Origin of the sequence: Arcticibacter pallidicorallinus (genome assembly GCF_003002875.1) — a bacterium.
Classification (GTDB): Bacteria; Bacteroidota; Bacteroidia; order Sphingobacteriales; family Sphingobacteriaceae; genus Arcticibacter; species Arcticibacter pallidicorallinus.
In genome coordinates, this window is record NZ_PVTH01000006.1 from 82,402 (window position 1) to 99,459 (window position 17,058).

Consider the following 17,058-nt stretch of genomic DNA (forward strand, 5'->3'; position numbering starts at 1 on the left):
TAATTTTGAAAGAAATCACTATTTTGTATCAAATATTTGCAATAGTTCTGCGCTGTTAGTATGAAACTTTCGCTTGCTCTTCATATTTAAGGTAGTCCGGCTTTTGTGATGAAATTTTGTAGATTTAGCCGATTAAATTGGGAACAACAGTAGCATATGGCTCTAAATTACATCTGGATTGCCTTTTTTTTAATATCGTTTATAGTAGCTCTCATAAAGTTGGTCTTCTTCGGAGACACTTTGGTCTTCACTGCGGTGATGAACGGAATGTTCGACAGTGCGAAGACCGGGGCTGAAATTTCTTTAGGGCTAATCGGAATAATGACCTTCTGGCTCGGTATCCTCAAGGTCGGCGAGAATGCCGGCATGATTGCTATGTTTGCGAGGGCCGTCAACCCATTCTTTAGTAAGCTATTTCCGGGCATTCCAAAAGGTCACCCGGCGTCAGGCTCTGTCATCATGAACTTCTCGGCTAATATGCTCGGACTCGACAATGCTGCTACTCCTATGGGGCTTAAGGCGATGAAAGATCTGCAGGATCTGAATCCTGTAAAAGACACCGCCAGCGACTCGCAGATTATGTTTCTCGTGCTCAACACTGCAGGTTTGACAATAATTCCCACCTCTGTCATCGCCCTGCGAATGGCAAATGGAGCCGCCAATCCGGCAGATATTTTCATACCATCCCTTATAGGCACATTTATATCCTTTGTTTCCGGCATGATCGCTGTGGCGCTCTACCAAAAGATTAACCTGTTTAAGCTTCCCATACTGGTATTTATCGGAGCCTTCATGGCATTGATGTTCGGCCTATATTCCTGGCTCGGCGGACTACCTCCCGACCAAATCGAAATATATACCAGTCTGCTGGGTGGTATTATCATTTTCTCCATAATAACCGTGTTTATAGGATACGGCGCCATTAAAAAGATCAACGTTTACGAGGCGTTCATCGACGGTGCTAAGGAGGGATTCAAAACTTCAGTGATGATCATTCCCTTCCTGATTGCCATCCTTGTTGCGATCAGCGCCTTCCGTGCAACGGGCTGCATGGACTACCTGGTAAACGGCATAGGATATCTTGTAGCCGTCTGTGGACTCGACACTTCGTTTGTTCCTGCCCTGCCCGTAGGCATAATGAAAACCCTCAGCGGAAGCGGCGCGCGAGGATTGATGGTTGATGTAATGACCACATATGGCCCCGACTCGTTCCAGGGACGGCTTGCCAGCATTATCCAGGGTTCTACCGAAACAACATTCTACGTACTGGCGGTTTATTTCGGATCAGTAAACATAAAACGACCTCGGTATGCTTTAACTTGTGGATTAATAGCCGATTTCGTAGGCTTAGTTGCAGCTATATTTATTGCTTATATATTTTTTAAATAAAAATCATGGTACAGAAAACAATTGCCCTCATCGCTCATGATGGAAAAAAAGATGAAATGGTAGCTTTCGTCAAAACATATCACGACATTTTGGCGCCTATGAATTTGATTGCGACCGGAACAACGGGATCAAAAATTCAGGAAACAGGTTTAGCGGTTACCCGAAAGCTAAGCGGACCGGCCGGTGGTGATGCTCAGATAGCAGCAATGGCAGCAGAAGGCAGCCTTAGCGCTATCATTTTTTTCAGAGATCCCCTGGGTAAGCATCCACACGAGCCCGATGTTCAGATGCTGCTCCGCGTTTGCGATGTCCATAACGTTCCTTTGGCTACCAACATGGCTTCAGCAAAGTACCTTCTGCTTGGACTAATAGAAGAAAAAGAGGGAAATTACTAAACGTAAATAATGAGAAGAATACTTGGAACGGGGCTTATCATGGCTGTCACTGCTGTTAACGCACAAGAAACGATGACCCCTGAACTATTATGGCAGCTGGGCAGGGTAAGTGGTGAGGTGGTTACTGCCGATGGAAAAAACACCATTTATGGAGTAACGACCTACGATGTTAAAGAGAACAAGAGCACAAGAAACCTTTATTCTGTCCCCCTAAAGGGAGGTGAAGCATCCCGGCTGACATCCGAAGAAGGCGGAAAGAGCGTTCTCTCTACCGACGCCAAATCAGGCAAAATCACCTATTTGCAAAGCGGACAAATATGGACGATGGATAAGGATGGTGGAAACAAACAACAAATCAGCCGTTTCAGTACGCCCTTAAGCAATGTCCGCGTTTCGCCTGACGGAAAACGAATCCTCTTCTCCAGGGAGGTGCAGATCTTGAAAGTGCATAGCAAAGACCGATATCCGGAATTAGATAAGTCAGATGCCTACGTTTACGACGATCTTAACTATCGCCATTGGGATACATGGGAGGATGGTAAGTTCCAGCACGTCTTCGTAGCCGATTATATTGACGGAAATATTAGCAATGAGGTGGATCTGATGCCCGGCGAGCCGTTCGACTGTCCGCAGATGCCCTTTGGCGGTTCGGAAGACGCAATATGGAGTCCCGATAGCAAATCTATCGTCTATGTAACCAAAAAGAAGTTCGGAAAAGAATATGCAGTGAGCACCAACACTGACTTGTTTGTCTATTCCCTGGACTCTAAAAAAACCCTCAATCTAACCGAAAAACTCAAGGGCTATGACACCAGTCCGGAGTTTAACAAGTCAGGAAGCAAAATCGCCTGGCTGAGCATGGCCGAAGATGGTTATGAATCAGATAAGAACGATCTGCTGATATACGATTTTAAATCAGGAGCTGTTACCAACCTAACCAAAGAGTGGGATGGCACCGTCGCCTCATTCAAATGGGATCAAGATGATGCAAAGATCTATTTCCTGGCAGCAGTCAAAGGAACGGAGCAGCTTTTTGAGATCAGCAAGGTAAACGAAAAATCCCTTAAGAAACCCATCAGACAGGTCACAAACGGACAGCATGATATCAACGCCATCGTAGGGCAGTCCGGCGCCGAGCTTATCGTTAAGAAGGAAGATATGAACCACGCTGCCGAGCTTTACAAAGTAGCCCTGAGCACGGGCAAACTTACAGCTCTAACGCAGGTAAACACAGCAACTTTTAGCAAACTTTCCCTTGGAAAAGTATCTGAAAGGCAAATACGTACAACAGACAATCAGGATATGCTCGCATGGGTGATCTATCCTCCTGATTTTGATCCCACTAAGAAATATCCAACATTGTTATACTGCCAGGGGGGCCCACAGTCAGCACTCAGCCAGTTTTACTCCTTCCGTTGGAACTTTCAGTTGATGGCTGCTAACGGTTATATCATTATCGCACCCAATAGACGGGGCATGCCCGGACACGGTGTAAAATGGAATCAGGCGATCAGCGGAGACTGGGGCGGACAGCCCATCCAGGACTACTTGTCTGCTATAGACGATATTGCAAAAGAGCCCTATGTAGATAAAGACAGATTAGGAGCAATCGGCGCAAGCTACGGTGGATATTCGGTATTCATGCTCGCCGGGATACATCAGAACAGGTTCAAAACATTTATCGCACACGATGGCTTGTTTGACCTCCGCAGCTGGTACGGCACCACCGAAGAACTATGGTTCGCAAATAAAGACGTTGGCGGTCCATATTGGGGAAGCAATCCACCTGCCGGCTACAAAAAGTTTAGTCCGATCGAACTTGTCGACCAATGGAACACCCCGGTCCTGATCATTCAGGGTGGAACAGACTATAGGGTGCCTATTGAGCAAGGTCTCGAAGCATTCCAAGCCGCACAGCTAAAAGGAATAAAAAGCCGTCTGCTGTATCTCCCCAATGAAAATCACTGGGTAATAGGTGCTCAGAACGCACAAGTCTGGCAGCGCGAATTTTTTAAGTGGCTAAAGGAAACTTTATAAGCATTTACTTATGAAAGCAATTACGATTTCCAGGCCCGGCGGGCCTGAAGTTCTTCAACTCGCAGAAAGGGCAATTCCTTTCTGCGGACCTGATGAAGTCCTTATCAAAGTTGCAGCGGCGGGCGTTAACCGTCCCGACGTATTTCAAAGAAAAGGCCATTACCCTGCCCCTCCGGGTGCGTCGGAAGACATTCCCGGCCTCGAAGTATCCGGAATTGTCGGAACTTGCGGCGAAGCGGTTACCCGGTGGCAGCCGGGCGACGCAGTATGCGTCCTGATCGCTGGCGGAGGCTATTCCGAATACGTTACCGCGCATGCCGATATATGCCTGCCTGTTCCAACAGGATTAAGCTTCATAGAAGCCGCAGCCCTCCCAGAGACCATATTTACCGTTTGGCACAACGTCTTTCAGAGAGGGAGATTAAAAAAAGGGGAATCCCTGCTCGTCCACGGTGGTAGCAGCGGTATAGGAACCACTGCTATCCAACTAGCCACCGCTCTGGGATCTGCAGTCTATGCAACAGCGGGAACCGACGAAAAATGCAAAGCCGCCGGGGATCTTGGTGCCCTAAGGTGTGTCAACTATAAAAAAGCGGACTTCTACACCGAGCTCCGATCCGTTGGAATGGACGTTATTCTTGACATGATTGCCGGCGACTATACCGATAGAAATATCAAGCTCCTGAAAGAAGAAGGAAGGCTGGTCCACATCAATGCGATGAAGGGCAGCAAGGTACAAATCGATATCTCCGACATCATGCGAAGACGACTGACGATAACCGGTAGCACCTTGAGAGCCAGAGAGAATCAATTCAAATCTGCACTGGCACATGAGATTCTGGAAAATGTTTGGCCACTTATTGAGGCCGGCAGGCTAAAGCCCCCTATCTATAAAACCTTCCCGCTCGCTGATGCAGCTTCAGCTCATGCCCTCATGGAAGAAAGCACCCATATTGGAAAAATTGTACTTTCCGTAGATGATACCCTCGCAATTAGGTAATAACCGCTTCATCTTGCATTAATGTGTGCGCCCTAGCTTTGCAGAAACTGGCACACATTATGCATTATGTTAATCCACCATACCTGAATTATTCTATATGAATTTGCAAGATCACACTACAGAGCGGTTTTTGAATCAGCATAAGACGATTAAATCGTATATCGACGATCTTCCTCCGGAAGCAATCTACAGCAGACTGTCAGCTGATAAGTTTTCCATCCATGAAACAATAGCCTACTTAACCCGGTACCATCACGTATTTATTTACCGCTTAAAATCCATCATAAAAGAAGTAAATCCCTTTTTTGAGATTTACAAGCCTGATTACGACCCTGAGTTTGGATTCAGTTGCGCCAAATCAACCGGTTCATTATTACATGAAATGTACCGCCTCAGGGAGGAGATCTGCGCACTATTGGAAAAGGCTGACGAAGAATGCGCTTCCAGGGTTGGAACACATGCAGTGTTGGGGAGAATGACGATCAGTCAATGGACAGAGTTCTTCCTCCTCCATGAATCAACACAACTTTTTAAGATCTTCAAGCTGGCCGGAAGCTTCTGGTCAATGAAAACCGAGCAGCACAGTAACGTAATCCATCTTCCGAGGTTAACAAATTACCTTGACGAACTCGCCGTGTAAGACCAGCCTTACCGGCATTAATGTATACAAACGTTGTATGATAATAGCTACATGTAGGAATTACCATACAACACCCCCTGGGTTTACCTTTACAAACTCCTCCGGGCTTTGATCATTCTGTCTTGCCCGGAAATATCTTTTCTCAGTTCACCCTTAAAGTCATATCTGTCCAGCAGCGCAAGCATTTGATTTCCCATCTGTGAATTGATCTCAAAATATACGCTTCCTCCCGGTACAAGACAGTGTTGAGCGAGCTCAAGTATAACACGATAAAACAACAATGGATCTTCATCGGGCACGAACAGCGCTAGTTCTGGTTCGTTATTTAAAACATTAGCATGCATTCCCTCCATTTCGGAGCCGGTGATATACGGAGGATTGCTTACAATAATATCGACGGAACCTGCAGCAAAATTCGTCAAACCGGCCAGCACGTCGCCTTTAATAAGCTTCACGTCGACTTCGTGGAGCAGCACGTTTGCCGAGGCTATCCCGAGCGCATCTTCTGACACATCAACCGAAATAATCTCCACCTCTGGCAGCTTTTTTTTCAGCGCAATGGGTATACAGCCGCTACCCGTTCCGATATCAACGATCAGATGTGGACGTTCTTTGGTCCAATCTTTTGCTACATCCTTCAGTATCCAGTCAACCAGTTCCTCTGTTTCAGGTCGTGGTATGAGTACTCCCGGAGCAACCTTAAATTTCAAGCCAAAGAAATCAGCCACTCCCATCAGATATTGTAGAGGAACTTCTTTTTTAAGTCCATCAAGGATCTCCGAGAGAAGCAGCTCCTGCTCCGGCGACAAATCCCTACTTCTGTTTTGAAAAGATCTACCATAGCTAAGATCACAAACATCCCCGATTGCCAGATTTGCAAGGCTTACCGCTTCGCCCTCACCATACTGCCCGGTAAGCTCCGCTACAAATCGCTGTTCCATCTCTCCTATCGTCATATTCGGGCAAATTAAAAATTATTCTACAAATGATTAACTAAATTTGCTGCCTTGATTATGACGCGGAACAATCTGGAAGAACCTGAAGCAAAATATATGACCCGCTGTTTCGAACTGGCGGAACTGGGTATGGGATCGGTGAGCCCAAATCCTTTGGTCGGTTCCGTGGTGGTCCACAATGGGAAAGTTGTGGGAGAAGGATACCACCGGCAGTATGGAAAAGCTCATGCAGAGGTGAATGCCATTAATGACGTCATCCAACGCTATCCTAATAACTTTGCAGAAATCCTGCGCCAATCAACCATTTACGTAAATCTGGAGCCATGCTCACATTTTGGCAAGACTCCACCCTGCTCAGACCTCATCATTAAACATGAGATTCCGCATGTGGTCATCGGATCTCCGGATCCTTTCGATCCCGTCAACGGGAAGGGTGTGTTGAAGCTAAGGAATGCCGGAATAAAAGTAACAGAGAATTTTTGCGTAGAACAGTCAAACTTTATAAACCGTCGTTTCTTCACGAGAATTACCAAACAACGGCCTTACTTCATTTTAAAATGGGCGCAGACTGCCGACGGATATTTTGCTCCTGCTGATCGCTCTCAGAAATGGATCAGCGGACCCGAAGCAAAGGTGCTAACTCATAAATGGCGAACGGAAGAAGATGCGATTTTGGTAGGAAAGACGACAGCAGTATCTGATAACCCCCAATTAAATGTCCGGGAATGGCACGGCCGCCCACCCCTCCGCATCGTTATAGACAAAAATCTTGAACTATCGCTTTCGTCCAATTTGCTGGATCAGTCACAGCCTACCATTATTTTCAACGCTCTCAAAACGGAGTATAACGGACAGGTAAAATATCTGGAGATCGAAAACTTTGATCATTATCTTCCTCAAATGATCGCTTATCAACTTTATATCCTGGATATTCAGTCGGTTATAATCGAAGGTGGGGCTGCTACCCTAGACCTTTTTATTAAAGCCGACTTGTGGGACGAAGCCAGAATCTTCATAAGTGACCAGCACTGGGGACAGGGACTCAAGGGCCCAACCCTTCCGGCGGAAAACGAAAAAGTGCTTGCTGTGGGAAAAGACAGCCTTCATATCTTATTCAATGTCAAGCCTTAACACCTCCTTTGTGTAGAATACTTAATTCAGAAGAAATATTAGGGAACTTTTTCAAAATCTTTTGTAAATAATTCTACTTTTGGCGGCGTCATTTACACGCCCTTATCAATCATGAACAAAAGGTTCGAGCATTTTTACACTAGCGTTTACAAGCTATTCTGTGTCTACCTGTTTCAACTCCTGCTTTTTACCTGTTTCCGCATCTCGTTTATCGTTAGGCTCCACAACTCCGACATTTTCTGCATGCCGGCCGACACAGCCAGGGCATTCGTAAGAGGATTCCAGTTCGATACCATGGTGATCAGCTATGGCCTTATTGTACCCTTCATCCTGTATCTTACATTGCTGATCAGCTCCTCTGACAGATACCGGATATTTCTGGAAAAGTTTGTCTGGGCATTTTGCGGACTGGTGATCAGTCTGTTTCTCTTGATCCTGTTTATAGACCAGTACTTTTATAATTACTTCCAGTCTCATATCAACATCTTGATCTTTGGCCTTATTGACGACGATACCAAGGCCGTTATGACCTCGGTATGGTCAGACTATCCGATTTTGAAGATCTTCCTTCTGTGGGGCGCTGTTCTCTCATTATACGCCATCTTCGTTAACAAACTATTCAAAAGAGGTCGCTTCCGGCTAAAAGTACCAGTATGGGTGAGCATAACCGGTTCAGTGGCCATGCTGATTATCTTTGTTCTTGCCATCAGGCAATCGGTAAGCACCTTCCCCCTGCAGCCTCATGACACGGCTGTTTCTCCCAGTCAGGCTATTAATTTCCTCACAACAAATGGAGTATATGCGCTCAAAACAGCTTTTTCAGAGCGAGGTAAAGCTGAAAACCTTGAGCACGCTGCGTTAGATGTAGTGAAAGAGCTGGGTTATAACAATGCGGCAGAAGCGGCGAGAGATTATTTCCAAGGGGGTGATATACCGGCTAGGCTTTCCGACGAGGCTGCCCTCGGGAAGCTTTTTTCCATTACTCCGGTAAGTGCCTTCTTAGAGCAGAATCCACCGAACATAGTCTTTGTATTCATGGAGAGCATGAGCAACTACAACATGACCTTTGACTCTGATAAGGCAGACCTCATGGGAAGACTTAAACCACATTTCCGCTCTGATATCGTATTTAGAAACTTTGTTTCCAGCGGAAACACCACCGTTCAGAGCCTGGAATTCCTCATTACCAACAGCCCGGTTAGTTTAACGCAGTCCCGCTACAGATTTAAGCCCCTGCCCACCGGCACCGCATTGCCTTTCAAGAAATCCGGCTATGAAACGACGTTTATTACCGGTGGAGAAACTAATTGGCGAAATATCCACGAGCTTGCACCAAATCAGGGATTTGACAAGCTATTGGGCAAACACGACATCTACAGTGAAATGGCAAACGCTCAGGGAAATCATTGGGGAGCTTATGATGAACATCTATTCGAATATGCATTCAAGAGATTGTCGGCGACGAATAAGGCCCCGCAGTTTATGTTCATTCAGACCACCACCAATCATACTCCGTTTGACCTTCCGGCAAGCTATAAACCTGGCAAAATCGAACTGAGCGCTGATATTAAAAACCGTCTGCTGGTGGATGAAAGTCTTGCCATCAAGAACTTAAATGCTCTCCAGTATTCAAATAATTGCCTGGGAGCATTTCTCGACAAGATCAAGCATTCATCACTCGCCAAAAACACGATCGTCGTGGCTACCGGAGACCATAACAACTTAATGCTGTTCGACTTTGACGAGTCAAGCCAGGCAGATCAGAGAGGTGTGCCGCTGTACGTGTATGTTCCTGAACGTTATCAGCCGGATGGTAGCATGGATACTAGCCGGTTCGGCTCGCATAAGGACATATTTCCTACATTATATCATCTGGCCCTGTCTGATGCAAAATACTTCAGCATAGGGAACAACCTGCTGGAGAAAGGCAACCAAAAACTTTTTTTTGGCATGAACCTCGGGTCATTCACCGCGTTTTCTGCTGAGGCAGCTGCTGGTTACGGCTCCGGCGGTACCTTATACAAAACGGAAAACAAGCGATTGAAAAAGGACGATAACTGCAGTGCGGCCCGTCAGCTAATGAAGCAGGCCCGCGCAAATTACGCTTTGTCCGTATTCGCGATCATCAACTCCCTCAAAGAACCGGGGGAAAAACCACACATCAAAAAGCGCAATAAGAAAACCTTGAAGACCGTCCGCACAGATCGGCGAAAAGGCCTTCAAAACCAAACATCCCGACCAGGCTAAGTCATCTATTTAGTCCCTTCTGTAATAAAGCTTTCAATAGCCAGCTTATAACTATTCAAGCCAAATCCTGCAATGACGCCGACGCAGTTTTTGGCGAGAAAAGAATGATGTCGGAAGGCCTCCCTGGCGTGGACGTTTGAAATATGCACTTCTACAACCGGCGTGGTAACTGCGGCAATGGCATCTCCAATAGCCAAAGACGTATGGGTATATGCGCCTGCATTGATGATTATGCCATCAAATTCGTATCCTGTAGCATGGATTTTATCAATTATCGCTCCCTCCCAATTACTCTGAAAATATTCCAGCTGAAGCTGCGGGTATTGTTGCTGCAAGCTGCTGAAAAATGGCTCAAAGCTGGTATCTCCGTAAATTGATTTCTCTCGTTTCCCAAGCAGATTAAGGTTGGGCCCATTAATGATCTGTAATTTCATCTACAATGTATTTCCGGTTAATTGTGATCGTTTTAATTGAATTAAGCATCTTTGATGCTTTCAGGTGTATCCTGAGAGTATTCAAACATACTAGTTTAATTGAAGATGTCATATAGTAAAATATGAACTGGAGTACTTCGATAAAAGGTTTTAAGTCTTACCTCATGCTGGAAAGGGCAATGGCCCAAAACACCATTGAGGCATATATGAGGGATATAGGCAAACTCCGGGAGTTCTGCAGGAGCTCCGGAGGGCAGGACCCGCAATCGGTTAGTACAGACGATCTGCGCGTATTCCTGGGCTGGTTGAATGAGTTGGGCATGCTTCCCTCCTCGCAGGCAAGGGTATTATCGGCCATAAAAACCTTTTACCATTATCTGGTTCTGGAAGCGGGTCTCGAAAATAATCCCGCTGCCCTGATGGAAGGCCCTCGCCTTAGCAGGAACCTGCCAGACACGCTAAATATCCTGGAGATACAGGAGCTTATCAACGCTATCGACCTTTCTAAACCTGAAGGTATGCGCAATAAGGCTATGATCGAGGTCTTGTATGGATGCGGACTTCGTGTTTCAGAGCTGATAAACCTCAAGCGTTCTGATCTCTTTTTAGATGTGGAATACATCAAGGTAATCGGCAAAGGCGACAAACAGCGTCTGGTGCCCATCGGTGGAGAGGCCATTAAGTACTTGAACATCTATCTTAAGGAATCCAGAGTTCATCAGCCTGTTAAGCCGGGCTTCGAAGATTATGTCTTTTTAAACAGACGCGGCGCTGCACTGAGCCGTGTGATGGTCTTCTTGATTATCAAAAATCTTGCGCAAAAGATCAATTTGAAAAAAGATATCAGTCCGCATACCTTCAGACATTCCTTCGCCACCCACCTGATTGAAGGCGGCGCAGACTTACGAGCAGTGCAAGACATGCTCGGACATGAAAGCATTACAACAACAGAGATTTACACGCATCTGGACAAATCTTATCTGAAAGATATGATCCGTCAATATCATCCAAGGAGCTAAATCAGACCGTTTTTACGTCTTTTTTATCGTAGCTCTCGATGTCGGTGATGTAGTTGTTTAGGATAAGAAAATCGTAAAGCGGCTTCGCCTGATAACTTACGGGCATATTTTGCGTGGTAATAATTTCGTTCGTTACCTTGTTCAGGTAAGGATACGCATACAGCTTCACGTTCTTGCTAAACAAGTCGCTGACATAGCTCAAAAGTTCGTCGGTGTAGTTCTCGCCATACTCGGCGGAGTTGAAGATTCGTCTAAGATTCGCGATATTCGTGGATATCCCTACGCTGCTCGGTCTGCATTTAGCCAGGTACTGAGCAAGCTTATGGTTCCGCGAAAAGTGAGAAACAATGACGTGGTTGCCCGTAGCACATAGCTCCTCGGCGCGCTTTGCAAACTCTTCCAGATCCTCCTTATTGATCTCATTCTTTTCATCGAACATGTTCGACATCAACACTTCAATAAGCACGATCAGGTTAGAATCATCGATACCCTGAGTGCGCTTAAACTGCTCAACAGCACGGTTGAAGAGATCAAAGTTAGGCGTCGACTTCTGCCTGTACTTGGTTCTCAGGATCATGATATTTTTCTTGTAAAGCAGGTCTTTAGACTGCTGAACCTCAGCTTCTTTATCAAAAATCGCTGCACTCGAGAAACCCTTGGCAATCAGGTAAAGGTTCACCAGACGATCATTGGCATGCTGGAAAACTGGTCCTCTCAGATTAATGAGGTCAATCTCAACAGATCCTATGGAGAGATTATCAACCAGCGATTCAATCATGGTCTGTACATCACCGTTCAGGAAAAACGCAGCGTAAACAAGGTTCACGCCGATTATACCCAATACATTTTGCTGTAAACTGGCATCGCTGTCTAACAGACGTATATGCAGTATAATTTCGTTCGCTTTGCCATGTGGTTCAGACTGAAAACGTATTCCAACCCAGCCATGCGGCTCATTGGTTTTGTTGTAGTTTAAAGTCGTAACTGTATTGGCAAAGGAGAAAAAGCACCTGTTATCATAAGCCAGACCTTCAAGCCTTTCGGTTAACAGATCAAACTCATGGGTCAACATCTTGATCAGTCTCGATTTGCTCACATATCGTCCTGATTCTTCAGCTCCATAAATTTCGTTGCTAAAGACCATATCATAGGCAGACATCGTTTTCGCTATCGTCCCCGAAGCAGCACCTGCTGTAAAGAAGTTACGTGCAACTTCCTGACCTGCACCAATCTCCGCAAACGTACCGTAAATATTAGGGTTTAAGTTAATTTTTAGCGCCTTCCTCTTGGTTTCGGGTATTTCTCTGACCATGCACAAAACTAGCCTTTTGATTCAGTAGAAGCAAAAAAACGACTCGCTTTTATCCCTCCGCATGTCGGTCCAAACAAAAAGCTTCCAAATATAGTTTATGAAAATACATCTGCAGAACCAACCAGCCTGCATCAAAAACCCCGTTAAATGAACATTGATTCTTACAATTTTAAAACGTATATCCCTATTCGCTTCGGCGATCTGAACGCCTATGGAGTGGTCAACAATGACGTCTTTCTTTCCTATTTCGAAATCGCCCATTCAGGCTATTGGAAGCAAATCGTGAACTGGAAGAGTAACACCAGAGGAATCATTATAGGCAAAGCGGAGGTGAGTTATAAAAAGCCTGTGCGTTTCAACGACGAGTTGTATGCCTACGTTAAAATATCGAAGATTGAAAATTGCAGCTTTACCGTGGAGTACATCCTGACCATCAAAACGCATGGTGGTGAGGATATTTGCACTACGGGCAAAACGGTATGCATATTCTACAATTACGAAAAGAACCGGCCCGAAAGGATCCCGGAAATACAACGCCAGAAGTTAATCGATTTTGAAGCCTTGGTATGCTAATGCGGGGCTAGCGCACGTAAGCAAGCTCTACCTTGGAATTCCTGATCTCTCCCTTAATTGGAAGGGAGAGTTTGGTTATACTAACCGTTATTTTACTTACTGCAGGGAATTCGTCTTTGATTCTGTTAAGAATACTGTAGGCTACCTTTTCAAGTAACTTGCGGGTTATCTTCATCTCTTCGGATACGATCTCAAATAGACGTCCATAATCCACTGTCAGCTCCAGCTTATCAGAGTCGTCATCGGTACTTTCCATTTCTGTAGAAACATCAACGGAAAAAGGTGTTCCGACAATCTGCTCTTCCGGGAAATAACCGTGATAAGCGAAGATCTTTACCCCTTCCAGACTTATCCTTTTAACAATTCCAGCCATGTAACAAATATAGACTATCAGCGAAATAAGGATGATATAAACAGCAGTTTTAAATCAATTTCTTGTATTCCAGTTGAGTAAGAGCTAGATTTGCCGCTATGAATCTTCGTCTGATAATCCCGGTATCCTGTTTTCTGTTTTTATCCTGCAACCAAAAGTCTGAAAAGCTGCCTATACTTGGCAACAGGGAAGCTGTGACCCGTACGGTTGACGGGAAAACCGTTACCGACACGATCTATCAAACTATCCCTTCATTCAGTTTTGTAAATCAGGACAATAAGGTTGTAACCGAGAAAGATTTTAGAAACAAGATTTACGTAGCCGACTTTTTTTTCACTTCCTGCCCTTCTATCTGTCCGGTCATGCACCGTAATATGCTCAAGGTCTATGACAAATTCAAGGACAACGAGGACGTCAAAATAGCATCTCATACCATTGACTATAAATATGACACCCCCGAAAAACTGAAGGAGTATGCTACGAAGCTGGGGATTGAAGGAAACCAATGGGAGTTCTTGAGAGGATCTCGTGACTCTGTATATACACTGGCCGAGCGTAACTATCTCGTCGCCGTAAATGAAGACGCCAATGCTCCGGGAGGATATATTCATCAGGGCTGGTTCATTCTGGTTGATAAGCAAGGACGGCTTAGAGGCGCATACGACGGCACCAAGGAAGACCAGGTTTCGAAGCTCATGGGCGATATGGAAACGTTGCTAAAAGAAACCGATGAGTAAGCGGAGGATCGCAGGCTTTCTTTTCTGTATAACAGCTGTATGCTCGGTCATCTATTCTTGCCAGTCGGAGAACGACTTAAACTACGCCCGGTATTACACCAACGGGAAAAAGTTATACGACCTGCACTGTCAGAATTGTCACGGGTCCGACGGTCAGGGCTTAGGTAAATTGATTCCACCCCTTACCGATACCACTTTCCTCAAAAAGCACAAGTCAGAGATCGCCTGCTGGATCAAGCATGGAGTAAGCGACAGTATGCTAGTTAACAATGTGCTTTATGCTTCGGAGATGCCCGCTAACCCGACGCTCCCGGATATCGACATTGCTGCGCTGGTAACGTATATAACCAATACATTTGGAAACAACCGGGGCTTATACGATGTAAATAACGCAGCCACTGATCTTAAGCCATGCATTATCAGTAAATAAATTTAACTTTGTAACGGTTGTTCCATCGCCGGGTATTTATATCAGGAGGAAAGTCCGGGCAACACAGAGCGTCTTGCTTCCTAACGGGAAGGGCACATCTTTGATGTGTACGGAAAGTGCCACAGAAAACAAACTACCCGGATTGCTTGCGGTTCGGGAAAAGGTGAAAACGTGAGGTAAGAGCTCACGGCTTTGTATGGCAACATGCATCGCGGTAAACCCCAGGAGTTGAAAGACCAAATATGCTGGCGACTGAAGGCTGCTCGTCTTAGTTTTGCTTCGCAAATGCGCCAGCGGGTAGGTCGTTTGATCATGTCAGCGATGACATGGCTAGATAAATGATGGAAGCCCTCTTTGGGTGACAGAACCCGGCTTACAGACCTTATAAAAGAGGGTGTATCATTAATCATGGTCACCCTCTTTTTCGTTTCATTCAAGTTGTGAATATCCCGAATACCATGCGGCGGTTTACCTCAGCACTACCGGTGATCTACCTTAGGTCGGCTGCTAGTCTGCTTTAGGTCAGCCTCTGGTTTGCCGGTAGGTGTAGCTACCATGCAGCCACAGTGGAGCCACAGTGAGGCCACGTTTTTCCCGGTAAAAGGTGGCCTCACTGTGGCCTCACTGCGGCATCACCCTGGCCTCACCCACCGGCTGGCCACACGCGGATCACTCGCTAGCCCTCAGCAGGCTAACCGTTGACCGTCAGCGTCTAGAAGGCTGATCACCGGTGGTCACGTTGAACGTGGGTTTCATGACTCAGTCTATTGGTATTTCACGTATGATACCACTTGTTGCGTTTTTCTAACCAACCTAATCAAAACTGTATATAATTGTATACATTAGCAAAAACAAAAACTTCTTTTGTGCGTTCAAAAAATAGAACACTATGGCTAAAATTCTAATTGTTGACGACGAGCGGGCTATTCGTAATACATTACGTGAGATACTCGAATATGAAGATTATGAAGTGGAAGATGTCGATAACGGCATTGACGGCTTAGCTCTTATACAAAAGCAAAATTTTGATCTCGTTCTCTGCGATATCAAAATGAACAAAATGGACGGAATGGAGGTCCTTTCTGAAGGACTTGCTATCAAACCAGACCTTCCTTTTATTATGATCTCCGGTCATGGCACTATCGAAACGGCCGTAGAAGCCAGCAAGAAGGGTGCATACGACTTCATTTCCAAACCACCCGATCTGAACCGCTTGCTGATTACCGTCCGCAATGCTCTCGAAAGAGGAAATCTCGTAACAGAGACGAAAGTTCTAAAACGAAGAGTCAGCAAAGTAAGGGAGATACTCGGAAATTCACCCGCTATCTCCAAGATTAAAGACACCATTGACCGGGTCGCACCTACTGAAGCGCGCGTTTTGATAACGGGTGCCAATGGAAGCGGAAAAGAGCTTGTAGCAAGATGGCTACATGAGAAATCGAGCCGCGCCAACGGACCGATAATCGAGGTAAATTGTGCAGCCATCCCTTCAGAGCTTATAGAAAGTGAGCTTTTCGGTCACGAAAAAGGATCTTTTACGTCGGCTGTTAAACAGCGTATAGGCAAGTTTGAGCAAGCCAACGGAGGCACTTTGTTCCTTGATGAAATTGGGGATATGAGTCATTCTGCGCAAGCTAAGGTTCTTCGTGCATTGCAGGAGAATAAGATCACACGCGTGGGTGGAGAGAAAGAAATTGAAGTGAACGTTAGGGTCGTCGCTGCGACGAACAAAGATCTGCAGAAGGAGATCGAAATGAACAACTTCAGAATGGACCTTTACCACAGGCTGAGCGTAATCCTGATACATGTACCGCCGCTATCTGATCGTAAAGACGACATTCCTATACTTGCCGAGAGCTTCTGCAATGAGATTTGTTCAGAATACGGTATGCCGGTTAAAAAATTCAGCGATGGTGCTATTGATGCACTCAAGGCGCTTCCCTGGACGGGGAATATACGCGAATTGCGGAATATGATCGAGAGGCTCATCATTCTGAGCGAAAAAACGATCACTGAGAATGATGTCCGCACTTTTGCGAACCCTTCCGGAGCCGAGCAGCCGGCAACCGCTACAGCAGCTGCTTGGCAAAACACCCAGGTTAACTTTGACCAGTTTGCAAGTTTTCAGGAGTACAAGGATCAATCGGAGAAGGATTATATCAAGTACAAACTCCAGAAAAACAATTGGAACGTTTCCAAAACGGCGGATGATATCGACATCCAGAGAAGTCATTTGTATAGCAAAATAGAGAAGTATGGTCTGAAAAGATCAGAGTAGCCTTCCATCTCACTCACTATGCCGCTTCTTCCAACAGCAACAAGTGGCATAGTGGGTAAGATCGTTCGTTAGTGATAATCCTTGCCCTCCACCGTTTCAGGCCTGCA

16 protein-coding genes and 1 other RNA gene are annotated in these 17,058 nt (G+C 45.6%); 13 read left to right on the plus strand and 4 right to left on the minus strand.

Annotated features, from left to right (window positions below; translation table 11 throughout):
- Positions 1-156 precede the first annotated feature (156 nt).
- The 5 genes from B0I27_RS11245 to B0I27_RS11265 all read left to right on the plus strand — a co-directional run bounded on the left by B0I27_RS11245 (position 157) and on the right by B0I27_RS11265 (position 5,461).
- A complete protein-coding gene (locus B0I27_RS11245) occupies positions 157-1,389 on the plus strand; it encodes a nucleoside recognition domain-containing protein (protein WP_106293355.1) in 1,233 nt (410 codons plus the stop codon).
- Between the two features lie 5 nt (positions 1,390-1,394).
- A complete protein-coding gene (locus B0I27_RS11250; RefSeq protein WP_106293356.1) occupies positions 1,395-1,784 on the plus strand; it encodes a methylglyoxal synthase in 390 nt (129 codons plus the stop codon).
- A gap of 9 nt (positions 1,785-1,793) precedes the next feature.
- Positions 1,794-3,821 carry an alpha/beta hydrolase family protein gene (locus B0I27_RS11255; RefSeq protein WP_106293357.1) on the plus strand — a complete coding sequence of 676 codons (2,028 nt, stop codon included), beginning with the start codon at positions 1,794-1,796 and terminating at the stop codon, positions 3,819-3,821.
- 10 nt (positions 3,822-3,831) lie between these two features.
- A complete protein-coding gene (locus tag B0I27_RS11260) occupies positions 3,832-4,821 on the plus strand; it encodes an NAD(P)H-quinone oxidoreductase (RefSeq protein WP_106293358.1) in 990 nt (329 codons plus the stop codon).
- Between the two features lie 97 nt (positions 4,822-4,918).
- Positions 4,919-5,461, plus strand: a complete 543-nt coding sequence (locus B0I27_RS11265; RefSeq protein ID WP_106293359.1) for a DinB family protein — start codon at positions 4,919-4,921, stop codon at positions 5,459-5,461.
- A gap of 89 nt (positions 5,462-5,550) precedes the next feature.
- Here B0I27_RS11265 and prmC read toward each other — a convergent pair whose 3' ends face one another.
- Positions 5,551-6,417: a peptide chain release factor N(5)-glutamine methyltransferase gene (gene prmC / locus B0I27_RS11270; RefSeq protein ID WP_219905014.1), complete on the minus strand. Its 867-nt coding sequence runs from the start codon at positions 6,415-6,417 to the stop codon at positions 5,551-5,553.
- A gap of 57 nt (positions 6,418-6,474) precedes the next feature.
- Here prmC and ribD point away from each other — a divergent pair, with 57 nt between their 5' ends.
- Entirely contained in the window at positions 6,475-7,548 is a 1,074-nt protein-coding gene (gene ribD, locus B0I27_RS11275) for a bifunctional diaminohydroxyphosphoribosylaminopyrimidine deaminase/5-amino-6-(5-phosphoribosylamino)uracil reductase RibD (RefSeq protein ID WP_245925492.1), read from the plus strand.
- Positions 7,549-7,659: 111 nt separating this feature from the next.
- Positions 7,660-9,795, plus strand: coding sequence for an LTA synthase family protein (locus B0I27_RS11280; RefSeq protein WP_106293360.1), 2,136 nt, complete (start codon positions 7,660-7,662; stop codon positions 9,793-9,795).
- Between the two features lie 5 nt (positions 9,796-9,800).
- Here B0I27_RS11280 and aroQ read toward each other — a convergent pair whose 3' ends face one another.
- Positions 9,801-10,229, minus strand: coding sequence for a type II 3-dehydroquinate dehydratase (aroQ, locus tag B0I27_RS11285; RefSeq protein ID WP_106293361.1), 429 nt, complete (start codon positions 10,227-10,229; stop codon positions 9,801-9,803).
- A 122-nt stretch (positions 10,230-10,351) separates the two neighbouring features.
- Between aroQ and xerD the strand changes: the two genes are divergently transcribed.
- Entirely contained in the window at positions 10,352-11,248 is an 897-nt protein-coding gene (gene xerD, locus B0I27_RS11290) for a site-specific tyrosine recombinase XerD (protein WP_106293362.1), read from the plus strand.
- Between the two features lies 1 nt (position 11,249).
- Here the strand turns inward: xerD and B0I27_RS11295 are convergent, their stop codons facing one another.
- On the minus strand, positions 11,250-12,560 hold the full coding sequence (locus tag B0I27_RS11295; RefSeq protein ID WP_106293363.1) for a nicotinamide mononucleotide adenylyltransferase: 1,311 nt from the start codon (positions 12,558-12,560) through the stop codon (positions 11,250-11,252).
- Between the two features lie 147 nt (positions 12,561-12,707).
- On the opposite strand from B0I27_RS11295, the gene B0I27_RS11300 reads away from it, so the two are divergent.
- A complete protein-coding gene (locus B0I27_RS11300; protein WP_106293364.1) occupies positions 12,708-13,133 on the plus strand; it encodes an acyl-CoA thioesterase in 426 nt (141 codons plus the stop codon).
- A gap of 7 nt (positions 13,134-13,140) precedes the next feature.
- Here the strand turns inward: B0I27_RS11300 and folB are convergent, their stop codons facing one another.
- Complete coding sequence (gene folB, locus B0I27_RS11305) at positions 13,141-13,506, minus strand: dihydroneopterin aldolase (protein WP_106293365.1); 366 nt, start codon at positions 13,504-13,506, stop codon at positions 13,141-13,143.
- A gap of 98 nt (positions 13,507-13,604) precedes the next feature.
- Here folB and B0I27_RS11310 point away from each other — a divergent pair, with 98 nt between their 5' ends.
- From B0I27_RS11310 to B0I27_RS11325, 4 genes are all read left to right on the plus strand, one after another.
- A complete protein-coding gene (locus B0I27_RS11310; protein ID WP_181276756.1) occupies positions 13,605-14,243 on the plus strand; it encodes an SCO family protein in 639 nt (212 codons plus the stop codon).
- Positions 14,236-14,673: a c-type cytochrome gene (locus B0I27_RS11315; protein WP_106293366.1), complete on the plus strand. Its 438-nt coding sequence runs from the start codon at positions 14,236-14,238 to the stop codon at positions 14,671-14,673. The genes B0I27_RS11310 and B0I27_RS11315 overlap by 8 nt, the downstream gene beginning before the upstream one ends.
- A gap of 8 nt (positions 14,674-14,681) precedes the next feature.
- Positions 14,682-15,065, plus strand: an RNA gene (gene rnpB, locus B0I27_RS11320) — RNase P RNA component class A.
- 497 nt (positions 15,066-15,562) lie between these two features.
- On the plus strand, positions 15,563-16,951 hold the full coding sequence (locus tag B0I27_RS11325; protein WP_106293367.1) for a sigma-54-dependent transcriptional regulator: 1,389 nt from the start codon (positions 15,563-15,565) through the stop codon (positions 16,949-16,951).
- Positions 16,952-17,058 lie beyond the last annotated feature (107 nt).

Coding starts and splice junctions, on each gene's coding strand:
- B0I27_RS11245 (WP_106293355.1), top strand. CDS start 157: ATGGCTCTAAATTACATCTGGATTGCCTTTTTTTTAATATCGTTTATA.
- B0I27_RS11250 (WP_106293356.1), top strand. CDS start 1,395: ATGGTACAGAAAACAATTGCCCTCATCGCTCATGATGGAAAAAAAGAT.
- B0I27_RS11255 (WP_106293357.1), top strand. CDS start 1,794: ATGAGAAGAATACTTGGAACGGGGCTTATCATGGCTGTCACTGCTGTT.
- B0I27_RS11260 (WP_106293358.1), top strand. CDS start 3,832: ATGAAAGCAATTACGATTTCCAGGCCCGGCGGGCCTGAAGTTCTTCAA.
- B0I27_RS11265 (WP_106293359.1), top strand. CDS start 4,919: ATGAATTTGCAAGATCACACTACAGAGCGGTTTTTGAATCAGCATAAG.
- prmC (WP_219905014.1), bottom strand. CDS start 6,417: ATGACGATAGGAGAGATGGAACAGCGATTTGTAGCGGAGCTTACCGGG.
- ribD (WP_245925492.1), top strand. CDS start 6,475: ATGACGCGGAACAATCTGGAAGAACCTGAAGCAAAATATATGACCCGC.
- B0I27_RS11280 (WP_106293360.1), top strand. CDS start 7,660: ATGAACAAAAGGTTCGAGCATTTTTACACTAGCGTTTACAAGCTATTC.
- aroQ (WP_106293361.1), bottom strand. CDS start 10,229: ATGAAATTACAGATCATTAATGGGCCCAACCTTAATCTGCTTGGGAAA.
- xerD (WP_106293362.1), top strand. CDS start 10,352: ATGAACTGGAGTACTTCGATAAAAGGTTTTAAGTCTTACCTCATGCTG.
- B0I27_RS11295 (WP_106293363.1), bottom strand. CDS start 12,560: ATGGTCAGAGAAATACCCGAAACCAAGAGGAAGGCGCTAAAAATTAAC.
- B0I27_RS11300 (WP_106293364.1), top strand. CDS start 12,708: ATGAACATTGATTCTTACAATTTTAAAACGTATATCCCTATTCGCTTC.
- folB (WP_106293365.1), bottom strand. CDS start 13,506: ATGGCTGGAATTGTTAAAAGGATAAGTCTGGAAGGGGTAAAGATCTTC.
- B0I27_RS11310 (WP_181276756.1), top strand. CDS start 13,605: ATGAATCTTCGTCTGATAATCCCGGTATCCTGTTTTCTGTTTTTATCC.
- B0I27_RS11315 (WP_106293366.1), top strand. CDS start 14,236: ATGAGTAAGCGGAGGATCGCAGGCTTTCTTTTCTGTATAACAGCTGTA.
- B0I27_RS11325 (WP_106293367.1), top strand. CDS start 15,563: ATGGCTAAAATTCTAATTGTTGACGACGAGCGGGCTATTCGTAATACA.